16 protein-coding genes are annotated in these 12,315 nt (G+C 68.2%); 15 read left to right on the forward strand and 1 reads right to left on the reverse strand.

The features are described 5' to 3' along the window. Window positions 1-21 precede the first annotated feature (21 nt). From nifB to ABNQ39_RS08760, 12 genes are all read left to right on the forward strand, one after another. Complete coding sequence (gene nifB, locus ABNQ39_RS08705) at window positions 22-1,587, forward strand: nitrogenase cofactor biosynthesis protein NifB (RefSeq protein ID WP_428846392.1); 1,566 nt, start codon at window positions 22-24, stop codon at window positions 1,585-1,587. Window positions 1,588-1,633: 46 nt separating this feature from the next. Then, entirely contained in the window at window positions 1,634-1,825 is a 192-nt protein-coding gene (locus ABNQ39_RS08710; protein WP_014248512.1) for a 4Fe-4S dicluster domain-containing protein, read from the forward strand. A 54-nt stretch (window positions 1,826-1,879) separates the two neighbouring features. Further along, window positions 1,880-2,407 carry a hypothetical protein gene (locus ABNQ39_RS08715; RefSeq protein ID WP_376956890.1) on the forward strand — a complete coding sequence of 176 codons (528 nt, stop codon included), beginning with the start codon at window positions 1,880-1,882 and terminating at the stop codon, window positions 2,405-2,407. Continuing rightward, window positions 2,404-3,228 carry a 4Fe4S-binding leucine-rich repeat protein gene (locus ABNQ39_RS08720; RefSeq protein WP_376956892.1) on the forward strand — a complete coding sequence of 275 codons (825 nt, stop codon included), beginning with the start codon at window positions 2,404-2,406 and terminating at the stop codon, window positions 3,226-3,228. Before ABNQ39_RS08715 ends, ABNQ39_RS08720 begins: the two co-directional genes overlap by 4 nt. 30 nt (window positions 3,229-3,258) lie before the next feature. Further along, on the forward strand, window positions 3,259-3,585 hold the full coding sequence (locus tag ABNQ39_RS08725) for a nitrogen fixation protein NifZ (protein WP_098739284.1): 327 nt from the start codon (window positions 3,259-3,261) through the stop codon (window positions 3,583-3,585). Between the two features lie 59 nt (window positions 3,586-3,644). After that, window positions 3,645-3,950, forward strand: coding sequence for a nitrogen fixation protein NifZ (locus tag ABNQ39_RS08730; protein WP_376956895.1), 306 nt, complete (start codon window positions 3,645-3,647; stop codon window positions 3,948-3,950). Between the two features lie 28 nt (window positions 3,951-3,978). After that, window positions 3,979-5,130 carry a cysteine desulfurase family protein gene (locus ABNQ39_RS08735; protein ID WP_376956897.1) on the forward strand — a complete coding sequence of 384 codons (1,152 nt, stop codon included), beginning with the start codon at window positions 3,979-3,981 and terminating at the stop codon, window positions 5,128-5,130. Window positions 5,131-5,166: 36 nt separating this feature from the next. Then, on the forward strand, window positions 5,167-5,376 hold the full coding sequence (nifT, locus tag ABNQ39_RS08740) for a putative nitrogen fixation protein NifT (RefSeq protein WP_098739281.1): 210 nt from the start codon (window positions 5,167-5,169) through the stop codon (window positions 5,374-5,376). 5 nt (window positions 5,377-5,381) lie between these two features. After that, complete coding sequence (locus ABNQ39_RS08745; protein WP_376956900.1) at window positions 5,382-5,666, forward strand: hypothetical protein; 285 nt, start codon at window positions 5,382-5,384, stop codon at window positions 5,664-5,666. Beyond that, entirely contained in the window at window positions 5,667-6,890 is a 1,224-nt protein-coding gene (locus tag ABNQ39_RS08750) for a DegT/DnrJ/EryC1/StrS family aminotransferase (protein ID WP_376956902.1), read from the forward strand. Between the two features lie 23 nt (window positions 6,891-6,913). After that, window positions 6,914-7,801, forward strand: a complete 888-nt coding sequence (locus ABNQ39_RS08755) for an SIR2 family protein (protein WP_376956904.1) — start codon at window positions 6,914-6,916, stop codon at window positions 7,799-7,801. Window positions 7,802-7,918: 117 nt separating this feature from the next. Beyond that, window positions 7,919-8,974 carry a lipid A deacylase LpxR family protein gene (locus ABNQ39_RS08760; RefSeq protein ID WP_376956906.1) on the forward strand — a complete coding sequence of 352 codons (1,056 nt, stop codon included), beginning with the start codon at window positions 7,919-7,921 and terminating at the stop codon, window positions 8,972-8,974. A gap of 4 nt (window positions 8,975-8,978) precedes the next feature. Here ABNQ39_RS08760 and ABNQ39_RS08765 read toward each other — a convergent pair whose 3' ends face one another. Further along, a complete protein-coding gene (locus tag ABNQ39_RS08765; protein ID WP_376956908.1) occupies window positions 8,979-9,623 on the reverse strand; it encodes a DUF4337 domain-containing protein in 645 nt (214 codons plus the stop codon). Between the two features lie 220 nt (window positions 9,624-9,843). Between ABNQ39_RS08765 and ABNQ39_RS08770 the strand changes: the two genes are divergently transcribed. The 3 genes from ABNQ39_RS08770 to ABNQ39_RS08780 all read left to right on the forward strand — a co-directional run bounded on the left by ABNQ39_RS08770 (window position 9,844) and on the right by ABNQ39_RS08780 (window position 12,125). After that, the gene (locus tag ABNQ39_RS08770) at window positions 9,844-10,410 is read left to right on the forward strand and encodes a septation protein A (RefSeq protein WP_376956910.1); all 567 of its coding nucleotides are present in this window, start codon (window positions 9,844-9,846) and stop codon (window positions 10,408-10,410) included. A gap of 120 nt (window positions 10,411-10,530) precedes the next feature. Then, window positions 10,531-10,839: a twin-arginine translocase TatA/TatE family subunit gene (locus ABNQ39_RS08775; RefSeq protein WP_376956912.1), complete on the forward strand. Its 309-nt coding sequence runs from the start codon at window positions 10,531-10,533 to the stop codon at window positions 10,837-10,839. Between the two features lie 182 nt (window positions 10,840-11,021). Next, entirely contained in the window at window positions 11,022-12,125 is a 1,104-nt protein-coding gene (locus ABNQ39_RS08780; protein WP_376956914.1) for an SPOR domain-containing protein, read from the forward strand. Window positions 12,126-12,315 lie beyond the last annotated feature (190 nt).

The raw sequence follows: 12,315 nt of genomic DNA on the forward strand, positions 1-12,315 counted from the left end.
GGCACGGCAGGGAAGGAGTGGATGATGAGCAACGTGGTTTCGCTCGACAGCATCTTCGGGCTGGGGGAACTGGCCCCGCCAGCCGTGATGCCGGCAGCACCCGAGGCGGCGTCCGGCTGTTCGTCGTCGTCCTGCGGTTCTTCCGATGGTCCGGCCGACATGGACCCGGCAGTGTGGGAAAAGGTGAAGAACCATCCCTGCTATTCGGAAGAGGCGCATCACTATTTCGCCCGCATGCATGTCGCGGTCGCCCCGGCCTGCAACATCCAGTGCAACTACTGCAACCGAAAATACGATTGCTCGAACGAGAGCCGGCCGGGCGTGGTCTCCGAAAAGCTGACCCCCGATCAGGCGCTCAAGAAGATCCTCGCCGTCGCCCAGGAAATCCCGCAGCTGTCGGTGATCGGCATCGCCGGTCCCGGTGACAGTCTGGCGGCCGCCGGCAAGAACACCTTCGCCACCTTCGAGATGCTGCAGAAGAAGGCGCCGGACCTGAAGCTGTGCCTGTCCACCAACGGTCTGGCCCTGCCGGACCATGTGGACACCATCGCGCAATACAACATCGACCACGTGACCATCACCATCAACATGGTCGATCCGGAGGTCGGCGCGCAGATCTACCCGTGGATCTTCTACAAGCACAAGCGCTGGACCGGACTGGACGCCGCCAAGATCCTGCACGAGCAGCAGATGCTTGGGCTGGAGATGCTGACCTCGCGCGGCATCCTGGTGAAGGTGAACTCGGTCATGATCCCCGGGGTCAACGACGAGCATCTGCTGGAGGTGAACAAGGCGGTGAAGAGCCGCGGCGCCTTCCTGCACAACATCATGCCGCTGATCTCCGACCCCGCCCACGGCACCTGGTTCGGCCTGAACGGCCAGCGCGGCCCCACCGCGCAGGAGCTGAAGGTGGTGCAGGACGCCTGCGAGGGCGGGGCCAAGCTGATGCGCCACTGCCGCCAGTGCCGCGCCGACGCCGTCGGCCTGCTGGGCGAGGACCGCGGCGAGGAATTCACCGCCGACAAGATCGAGGCGATGGGCTTCGTCGACTATGACGACGAGGCCCGTCGCACCTACCGCGAGCATGTCGAATCCGAGCGGGCCGGCCGCCACGCCTCGAAGGCCGCGGCACAGGCCGATGTACGCGACAGCGTCGGCACCACGGCCGATCCGATCCTGATCGCCGTCGCCACCAAGGGCGGCGAGCGCATCAACGAGCATTTCGGCCACGCCAAGGAATTCCAGATCTACGAGGTCAGCCCCGCCGGTGCCAAGTTCGTCGGCCACCGCCGCGTCGACCAGTATTGCGAAGGCGGCTCCGGCGACGTCGACACGCTGGACGGCGTGCTGGCCGCCATCAACGACTGCACCGCGGTGTTCGTCGCCAAGATCGGCGGCTGCCCGTCCAAGTCGCTGGCCGATGCCGGGATCGAGCCGGTCGACCGCTTCGCCTTCGACTACATCGAGGAATCGGCGCTGGCCTACTTCAAGGACTACGCCGAGCGGCTCGGCCAGGGCGTCGTCCAGTCCCGCGCCGGCCAGGATGCGGTGATCCGCACCGGGGCGCTGACCGCGCGCCGCGCCTGACCCCCTTCCCCCTTCCACAGCCATCCCATCACCCAAGGAGAGAGCCATGGCCTACAAGATCAAGTCCGCCGAATGCACCGTCTGCGGCGCCTGCGAGGCCGAGTGCCCGAACATCGCCATCAGCCTCAAGAAAGGCACCTACGTCATCGATCCGGCCAAATGCACCGAATGCCAGGGGCAGTTCGACAGCCCGCAATGCGCCGCCGTCTGCCCGGCCGACTGCTGCGTCCCGGCGTGATGTGAAGTCCCCTCTCCCTTGGGGGAGAGGGGGAACCCCCAGGAGCACCGCGCCATGCTGGACGAGGTGGATGAGGACTGGCTCGCCCGCCGCTATTACGGCGGGGACCTTCCGCCCGAGGCGGAACGCTGCCTGCATCTGGCCGCCGCCAGCTATGCCGACAGCGGGGCGGCGCTCGCCCATCTCGCCCACGCGGCGGAGATCGCCCCCGGTCATCGCCTCGTCGACCTCGGCCATTACAAGTTCCACTTCTACAAGGCCAACCTCGATCAGGCGCTGGTCTATGGCGAGCGCATGCTCGGCCATGCGATGGCGGCACTCGGCGTCAACCATACGGACTGGCGTAGCATCACACCGGCCACCGCCGATTTCCGCGGGCTAGAACCGGCGCCCCGCCTGTTCCTGTTCGCCCTGATCGCCATCGGCTACCTGCTGCTGCGCACCGGCCAACTCGACGCCGGGCGGCAGGCGCTGACCAAGGTCCGCGACCTCGACCCCGACGACCGGTTCGGCGCTGGCCGACTGATCGCCGTCGCCGACCGCCGCGAGCATGAGGACGAGCTTGAAGAGGCCGGCGCATGAGCGACGACATCCTCGAAGCCCTGGACTGGCGCGGCGAACCGATCGACTGCACCGTCTGCGCCCACCGCGACCGCCGGCTCGATCCGGAAACCACTGTCCTGCCCTCCGGCGGCAAGCTGTCCGGTCATTGCCTGCCAATGAAGACCTGCGTCGAGGACCGCTACGCCAAGCGCATCCAGCGCTTCTTCGAATGGAACCCGGACCTGTCGGCCGGCCATCTCGACCATCCCTATTTCGAGGTCCGGGCGAATGCCGCGCGCTTCGCCCCGATCTTCCAGCTTCCCCGGCTGATGGGCGATCCGGACGAAACGGTGCGCTCCGTCCTGGCCCGCCGGCTGCCGCGCCGGCTGCTGCTGAAGCTGCGCGACGATCCCGACCGCGAGGTGCGGATCGCCGTCGCCACCCGGTTGGAGGACGCCGACCTCGCCCCGCTGATGCGCGACCCCGACTGTTCGGTCCGGCTGCGGGTGGTGCGGCGGATCCCGGACGGCATGCTGCCGGCGATGATGCATGACGAGGACCCGGAGGTGCGGGTGGAGGTTGCCCGCCGCCTTGCCATGGACTGGCTGCCCAGCCTCGCCTGGGACGACAGCCCGCGGGTGCGGCTGGTGGTGGCGCAGCGGCTGCCGGCGTCGAAGCTGCACGTGCTGCTGCAGGATGCCGACTGGATGGTCCGCCTCGCCGTCGCCGGGCGGATCGATGCCAGACAGCTCGACCCCCTGCTCGACGACCCGGAGGAGGAGGTGCGGGCCATCGCCCGTCAGCGCGCCGCCGGTCTCGCCGCCGGGCTCACAATCGCCAACGACCTCCCGCCCCTCTAGCGGCCCCTCAACGGACGGAGCACCCACGCCATGACCGACACCGAAGCAGCCGCCCCGTACCGCCGCGAGCGCGCCCGCAGTGCCGAGGATGCCAACGAGCTGGTCGGCCCGCCGGTGCTGGAGCAGGGGTTCAAGGTCAAGGCCCTGCGCGACGTGCGCAACGACGGGACATATCCCGGCCGGCCGGTCGGCGATTTCCTGATCCGTGAGGGCGATGTCGGCTACGTCATCTCCATCGGGACCTATCTGCAGATGTACTACATCTATGCCGTTGATTTCTTTGAGAAACAGGTCGTCGTCGGCATGCGTGCGCGCGAGCTCCAGGTGATCGACGCCCATTGCAACGACCCCCAGTGAACCGAGTCCGGAAGCCCCAGGCCAAACCAGTTGGTCCCCACCGATTAAGGAGCCTCGCGATGTCCGACGTCGAAGTCGCCGCCAAGCCCGGTTTCATCCCGCCGCGCGAACCGCTGTACGACTGGGGCCTGCGGGTCACGGTGCAGGAGGATCTGTTCAACGACGGCAGCCACCCACAGGTGCCGGACGGCGCGCTGCTGGCACCCAGGGGCACCCCCGGCACCATTGTCCGCGTCGGCCGCACCGAGGAAGGCAGCCTGCCGGTCTATCTGGTGGAGTTCCCCGGCGGCACCGTCGTCGGTTGCCTGGAGGAGGAGATCGTCCCGGCCGACGGATCGCGGCGCGGCGTGCCCGGTGTGATGTGATGGGGTGTCATGTGATGGGGGTGATGCGATGACGATCTACCTCGACAACAACGCCACCACCGCCCTGGCTGCGGAGGTACGCGAGGCGATGCTGCCGCACCTGTTCGGCGAGTTCGCCAACCCGTCCAGCCCGCACTCCGCCGGCATGGCCGCCCGCCGCGCGGTCAGCGAGGCCAAGGCGCAGGTCGCATCCCTGATCGGCGCCAAGCCCGCCGATCTGGTGATGACCGGCAGCGCCACCGAGGCGACCCACGCCGCCATCCTGGGGGCGCTGCGCGTGATCGAGGAGACCGACCACCGCCGCGACCACATCGTCACCACCGCGGTGGAGCATCCGGCGACGCTGGCCCTGTTCGACGACCTGCGGCAGCACGGCTGGCGCGTCACCATCCTGCCGGTGAACCGTGACGGCCTGCCCTCGCTGGTCGATCTCGCCGCCGTGGTGACGGAGGCGACGGCGCTGGTTTCCATGATGTGGGCCAACAACGAGACCGGCGTCCTGATGCCGGTCGAAGGGGCCTCCGCCATCGCCCACGCCCATGGCGCCCTGTTCCACAGCGACGCGGTGCAGGCGGCGGGCCGGGTGCCGGTCGATTGCGGCATCGCCGACTACCTCACCCTGTCCGCCCACAAGATGCACGGGCCGAAGGGCGTCGGCACGCTCTATGTCCGCAAGGGCGCGCCCTTCCACGCGCTGATCCACGGCCATCAGGAGCGCCGCCGTCGCGGCGGGACGGAGAATGTGCCGGGCATCGTCGGCTTCGGCGCTGCCGCCTCGCTGGCCTCGCTTTGGCTGGACGAGGCCGACCTGACCGCCTTTCTGCGCGACCGGCTGGAACAGGGCATCCTCGCCCGCTGGCCCGGCGCGGCGGTGAACGGCGCCGGTGCCGCCCGACTGCCCAACACCAGCAACATCCGCTTCGCCGACGGGCGCGGCCATCCGGTGGACGCCGAAGAACTGCTGATGCGGCTCGACCGCGCCGGCATCGCCGTGTCGATGGGGGCGGCCTGCTCGTCCGGCGGCAACGAGCCGAGCCATGTGCTGACCGCGATGGGATTGAACGGCGCCGAGGCCGCCGCCAGCCTGCGCTTCTCGCTGAGCCGCTACACCACCGCGGCGGAGGTGGACGCCGTCCTGTCGGAACTGCCGGCCCTGCATGCCCAGCTGATCGTAGCTTAGAAAACATAACGAAAACAACAGGATGGAGTGTCGGCGATGAAGGTGATGATCCGCAAGGCGTCCGAGCAGTACACGATCTACGTCGCCAAGAAGGACCTGGAGGAACCCATCGTCGAGATGGAGAAGCCGGGCCTGTGGGGCGGCTGGGTCAAGGTCGCCAACGGCTGGACGCTCGATCTGCCGGAGATGCCGGCGGAAACCCGCCTGCCGATCACCGTGGAAGCCAAAAAACGCGGAACGGAGTGACGCCCATGGCCCTGTCTCCCGAGCGCATCGACAGCATCGCCACCCTGGCCAGCCGGCTGTTCGCCGGGGGCGGCACGCTCGACGCCGTGGTCCGCAGCGTGCGCGAGGCCAACCCGGACCTGAAGACCGTCACCGGCGCCATGGCCGCGGTGATGGCGGAGGATCCCTTCCGGGAAGAGGCGGGCTTCGACCTGCATCTGGTGGACGGCAACAACCACTGCTGGCTCATCACCGACAAGCCGGAGCTTGCCACCGGCGTCGTGATCGCCCAACGGGACGAGGACGAGTGAATGAGCGAAGCCGCCGCAGCATGGGACCCCGCAGCCTCCGACGATGACGGGCTGGACGATTATATCCCGCTGACCGATCCGGACATTTCCGGTGCCGAAATCGAGATGCTCGGCCGCCTGCTGTCCTCCGGGGCCTTGAGCGACGGGCGGATGGTGCGGGCCTTCGAGGACGCCTTCGCCGCCTATGTCGGCCGCGACCATGCGGTGGCGGTGTCCAGCGGCACCATGGCCACGCTGCTGATGCTGAAGGGCACTGGCATCGGCGAGGGGGACGAGGTGCTGTGCAGCCCGTTCGGCTGGCATCAGGTCCAGCACGCGGTGGCGCTGTCCGGCGCCATGCCGGTGCTGGTCGACATCGATTACTGGCAGCACACCATCAACCCGGAAAAGGCGGCGGCGCTGGTCACGCCGAAAACGAAGGCGATCCTGGCCGCCAACGCCAACGGCCACCCCGCCCATTGGGACGAGCTGCGGGCGCTTGCCGATGCCAAGGGCCTGATCCTGCTGGAGGATTCGACCGAGGCCATCGGCTCGACCTACAAGGGGCAGATGGTCGGCACCTTCGGCGACGCCGCGGTCTTCGACTTCTCCGAACCCGGCATCCTGCTGGCCGGCGAGGGCGGCATGATCGTCACCGACGACCGCGACCTCGCCCACCGCCTGCGCTACATGCGCCGGCGCGAGACGGAGCACCGCAACACCGTGGTGATCACCCGCACCCTGCCCTGGCAGGCGGGGATGAGCGACCTGAACGCCGCGCTCGCCCTGGTGCAGTTGAAACGCCTGCCGGAGATCCTGACCCGCCGCAATCTGGTGATCGCCTATTACGACGCGGCGATGGCGAGCTTCGAGGGAATCAAGCCGCCCTATCGCGGGCCGGGGGCCGAGGTGGTCAACCCGATGGTCTATTGCGTCCATCTCGGCACCCGCTTCAGCGCGTCGGGCCGCCGGTCGATCATCGAGGATCTGGACACCCAGGACATCGACGCCAGCGACTACGGCCAGCCGCTGCACACCCAGCAATATTACATCGAAGCGCTGGGCGAGGCCCTGGGCGAACAGCGGGCCGGGCGCGGGGCCTGCCCGGTCTGCACCAAGACGGCCGACCGCGTGCTGGCCCTGCCGCTGCACCGCAAGATCACCCGCGATCAGGTCGCCTTCATCGTGGAAACGCTGAAGGACGCGAGCGTCAACACCGGCGCCGGCGCCGCGATCTATCTGTGAAGCCCCCAAGGGAAGAGGCATCCATGACCGTCAGCACGCTTGCAACCGATTCCGACTCCGTCACGGTTCCGGACGCCGCCGCGGCGCTGGCCGACATCGCCGCGGCGTTGTCGGCACGGCAGGTGGTGCCCTATCTCGGCCCCGGCGCCTTCGACCTGCTGCCGCCCGATCAGTGCCCGATCCCGCGCAATTCGGCGGAGCTGGTGCAGCGCCTGAACGCCAAGGTCGCCGCTCCCGGTCGTATCCGCGCCAGCCTGACCGCGGTCGCGCAGTTCATCGAGACGCGCAAGCACCGCAAGACGCTGGAGACCATCCTCAACGACATCTTCCGGCAGACGGTGCCGGCCACCCCGGTGCATGCCCTGCTGGCGGCGATCCCGGCCCCGCCGCTGCTGGTCGATGTCTGGTACGACAATGTGCTGGACAACCTGCTGAGCGCCACCACCGACCGCCGCTGGGGCCAGATCCAGGGGGTGTCGCACCCGCAATCGACCGGCGAATGGGTGCGCTACTACGCCCCCAACGGCGCCGAAGCCTCCGCGGAGGCAGCGGTTGGCTGGGACACCGTGCTCTACAAGCCGTCGGGGGCGGTGACCCCGGCCGGCAATTACCTGATCTCGGACAGCGACTATGTCGAGATTCTGACGGAGATCGACATCCAGACCCCGATCCCCGCCATTATCCAGGACCGCCGCGCCGGCCGTCATTTCCTGTATCTGGGCTGCCGCTTCGACCAGGAGATCCAGCGCACCTTCGCCCGCCAGATCGCCAAGCGCTCCTCCGACAGCCACTGGGCGGTCATTCCCGGCGAGCTGTCGAAGAACGAGGCGCGTTTCCTGGCGCTGCACGGGATCACGCGCATCGACATGACTCTGGAGGAAGCGGTGGAAGGATTGCAGACGCGCATGTGAGCATGCGGGGGCATCCTCGACCGAGACACCGGCCCCCTACCCCCAAAGAGGCCGCACCGCATCGCAACACACATCGCCTCCATCCGTTATCTCGCGAAACGGATGGAGCGTGCCGGAATGGTGACGAAGAGCGGCCCCGCTTTGGCCGCAGCATTTGCGACCCTGCTGCTGACCGCGACGGCAGCCATTTCGGCGGCGAATGCGCAGGAGACCACGCCTCCCCCCGGCGATGAACCCGCGACCTCCGGCCCGGCCATCGGCTTCTGGATCGACAACGACCTGTTCGGCGGCGGGACCGACCGCTACTACACGAACGGGTTCCAGTTCTATTATTTCTCCGGGGCACGGCCGACCTACGGCAACATCGACTGGCTGGCCAATGTCGTGCCCTGGATCGAACCGGGCGGGGTGCGGCGCTACGGCTTCGCCTTCGGCCAGAACATCTACACGCCGAGCGACCTGACCGCCCGCAACCCGAACCCCAAGGACCGGCCCTATGCCGGTTGGCTCTATGGCCGCGTGTCGGTGCTGAACGAGGCGCCGCGGGCGGTGGACCGTATCGACCTCGACCTCGGCATGGTCGGCCCGGCGTCGCTGGCGGAACAGACGCAGAAGACGGTCCACAAGATCGTCGACGGTGCCACCTATCCGGAGGGCTGGAACTACCAGCTGCACGACGAGCCGGGTGTCGTGCTGAGCTACGAGCATGTCTGGCGCGACGAGAAGCCCAACAGCTTCGGCCCGCTGGAATGGGATTTCAGTCCGCATGTCGCTGGCAGCGTCGGCAATGTGCTGACCTTCGCCGCGGCGGGAGCCACCGTCCGGCTCGGTGGCAATATGCCGCCGCCGGTCGGTGCGTTGGTGACGCGCCCGACCTCCAGCATCCCCTACCAGGACAATCCCTATTCGGAGCGGCCGGGGCGCTTTTCCTGGTACGTCTATGCCAGCGCCGAGGGCCGGGCGGTGGCGCGCAACATCTTCCTGGACGGCAACAGCTTCCGCGAAAGCCGGTCGGTCGCCAAGCATCCGCTGGTCGGCAGCATGCAGGCCGGTCTGACTCTGCGCTATGGCCGCTATGGCCTGACCTATGCCCAGACCCTTCAGACGCCGGAGTTCCAAGGCCAGAAATCGCTGACCAATTACGGTTCCCTGCGCCTGTCGGCCCAGTTCTGACCCATCAGAGGAAGGGCAGCGGCAGGATCAGCGTGAAGCCGTCCACCGCCATCAGCACGCCGGCCACCGCCAGTGCGCGGCTGGCCCACAGGATGAAGCCGCGGTTGGTGATGGCGAAGACCGACGCCAGCACGATGGCCAACTGCAGCATGCCCTCGGCGAAGTCGAAATAGGGGTCCTGAGCCGCGGCATGGTCGCGCCGGACCTCCGCCGCCTTGGCCTTGTTCAGCAGATCCTTGCGGCTGTTCTTCCCATCGTCGGCCTCCATCCGGTCGGCCGATTGGCGGTATTCGGTGGAGCGCTGCAAGGCCTTGGCCTGGGCCTCCGCCGGCATGCCGGCAGACAGCAGTTCCAGCTCGTCGGCGGCAAGACGCAGGCTGATCTGGCGCTGGGTCTTGGACTGGTAATAGGCGAAGCTGTCCGACGCCTCGATGGCGCTGGCCATCAGCTCCTTGCCGGCATTCGAACCGGCGACGCTGACGATGGCCAGCACCGCCGCCAGGACGGAGATGTAGATGGCGGTGGACATCTTCACCCCATGCCCGCCCTCGTCATTCTCTTCGGCATGATGATGTGCGGCGGGGCGGTGCTTGGCCCGTTCCCGCTCGTGGGCTTCGTCGATCAGGTCCTTCACCTCGGCGGCTTCCATGGTCCCCTGCCCTTCGTCCGGTCCCCCGCCGTTCGGCGGATAACGAAAGAGTTAGCGAAACACTCGACGCGAGGAAAGCCCCGCTCGCGTTCCGTCGACGGGGGCCGGGTAATGTCACCGCCACATTTTCCATTTCATGGACGGGGCTGTGCTCCCGAATGTCTCGCACGTCGACATTCGCCCCTTTCATGGGCGACCGGTTCGGGCTATGTCAGGGACCATGAACCAGTTCGCACGCTTGGCGATCGAGGCCGGCCCGCTCGCCGCCTTCTTCGTTGCCAACTCACAGGCCGGCATCATGACCGGCACCGCGGTCTTCATGGTCGCCATCACCATCGCGCTCGCGGTGTCCTGGCGGCTGGAACGGCGCATCCCGATCATGCCGGTGGTCGGCGCCGGGTTCGTGCTGCTGTTCGGCGGCCTGACGCTGTGGCTTCAGGACGACCTGTTCATCAAGATCAAGCCGACCCTGGTCAACCTGCTGTTCGCCATCGTCCTGTTCATCGCCCACATGACGCGGCGCAACGTGATGAAGCGTCTGCTGGGCACGGTTCTGAGCCTGTCGGACGACGGGTGGCGCACGCTGGGCATCCGCTGGGCGTGGTTCTTCCTGCTGCTGGCCGTGCTGAACGAGGTGGTGTGGCGGAACTTCGCCACCGACATGTGGGTCAACTTCAAGGTGTTCGGCATCATGCCGCTGACCCTGCTGTTCAGCGCCTTCCAGGCACCGCTGATCATGCGCCACCAGCTGCCGGAGGAGCCGGCGGAAAGCGGCCCGGCAGCCTGACGGCACCGCCTTTGTCACGGTTCCCGGCCTTGCCCCCTCTTGTGCGGCGCGGAAGGGGCACTCACATTGGTGGCGACCGCGACGACATCCGTTCCGACCGTTTTTCAGAGGTATTGATCGATGGGCAGTTTCAGCATCTGGCACTGGTTGATCGTTCTGGTCATCGTGCTTCTCCTGTTCGGCGCCGGCAAGCTGCCCAACGTGATGGGCGACATCGCCAAGGGCGTGAAGGCCTTCAAGGCCGGATTGAAGGACGAGGACGAGGCCCAGCCGCCCGCCGCGACCACCACCGCCCAGACGCCGGTCCAGGCTCCTCCGGCCGCGATCAACCCGGCTCCCGCACAGCCGGCTGCGCCCCAGCCGGCGCCGACCGCCACCACGACGACCACCGCCCAACCGGTCGACCCGACCCGGCCGCACCAGGGCTGAGGTCCCTTCTTTTGTGCCGCCCGACTGCCGGGCGCGACCGCATGGCGGTTTGAAGGGGCGGCAAAATACGATAAAGAGAAGGGGCTTTCCGCAGCCGGTCCGTGTTCCGCGGCCCCGGCACGCGGAAGGCCCCTTTTTCTGCTTTCAGCCGGCCCGCCATGACGGGCAAGCGCAGGTCGACCGTGACGCTCAAGCCACCGTACCGGCAGGCTCCCACCCTGACGACACCGACTTCCAAGGACGAGATGAAGGCCAACGGCAAACCTTCCGACACTCCGCCGCCGGAGAACGAGGACATCGCCAAGCTGCTTCGCGCCTTGAACGAAGATCTGCGGGCCGACCCGCAGGACGACGACGTGGAGTATGAGGAAGAGGAGCCGGCAGCCCGCAGCCGCCTGCCGCTCGGCAAGATCGCGCTGGCCCTGGTCGCTGCCGGCGGCATTGCCGTCGGCGTTGTGTATGTCGGCTCGGGCGATCCGGCGCCGGTGACGACGGCCGCCAACAGCGGGGCGCCGATGGTGCCTGCCCCCGCCATCACCCGCGCCCCTGCCAACCAGACGCCCGCCAATCAGGCCCCCGGCGCCACGGCGCCCGCGACCGGAAGCCTGCCGACACCGGCAACCACGCCGCCGGCCACCGCGACGCAGGCTCCTCCGGTGCAGTCCGCCCCGCCGCCGCCGGTCGCCGCTTTGCCCGCCAGCCCGCCGCCGGTCCTGAAAGTGCCGGAACCGCCGTCCGTCCCGGCCACCGCCCCCGCCGCGGCCCCGAAGCCGCGCGCTGCGGCCCCGGCGGACAGTACCCCCGCAGTCCAGAAGCCGGAGTCGCCGAAGCCCGAATCAGCAAAGCCGGAAGCGCCCAAACAGGAGGCCCCGGCGGACACCGGGTCGTTGCAGGCGATGCTGGCGCCGCCCAAGGAGGCGGCAAAGCGTCCGCCCGCCGCGACGCCGGCGGCCCCCGCCACCCCGCCCGCCGCATCCTCCGGCAACGGTGAGCCCAAGCAGGCCGCCAAGGCCGCCGCTCCGCCCACCCCTGCCGCACAGGCGCCAGCCGGGCGCTACACCGTGCAGGTCGGCAGCTTCTCGGTGACGGGGAACGCCGATTCGCTGGTCCAGCGGCTTCAGGGCAACGGGTTCCAGGCCTACACGGTGGATTGGACCGACAGTTCGAACCGGTCCTGGCGCGCGGTGCGTGTCGGCGGCTACCCCGATCCGGCCGCCGCCAAGCGGGAAGCCGAGCAGTTGAAATCGAAGATGGGGCTCAACCCCGTCGTCGTGACGACGCGCTGACCCCCGGCCGGACCGGCGACGAACGCCGGCCGGTCCTTGCCCCTGCGACACCGTGTCATCCCAACGAAAGCCCGACGGCGACATTTGGTCGCGGCCGGGCTTTTTCTTTCGGACTTCACCCCCGTTCTTTGGTCGGGGGAGCCGGGAGTGCCGCTTGATCCCCGCTTCTCTTTGCTCGTACCATGGACAT

Origin of the sequence: Azospirillum sp. A26 (assembly GCF_042604635.1) — a bacterium.
Taxonomy (GTDB): Bacteria; Pseudomonadota; Alphaproteobacteria; order Azospirillales; family Azospirillaceae; genus Azospirillum; species Azospirillum palustre.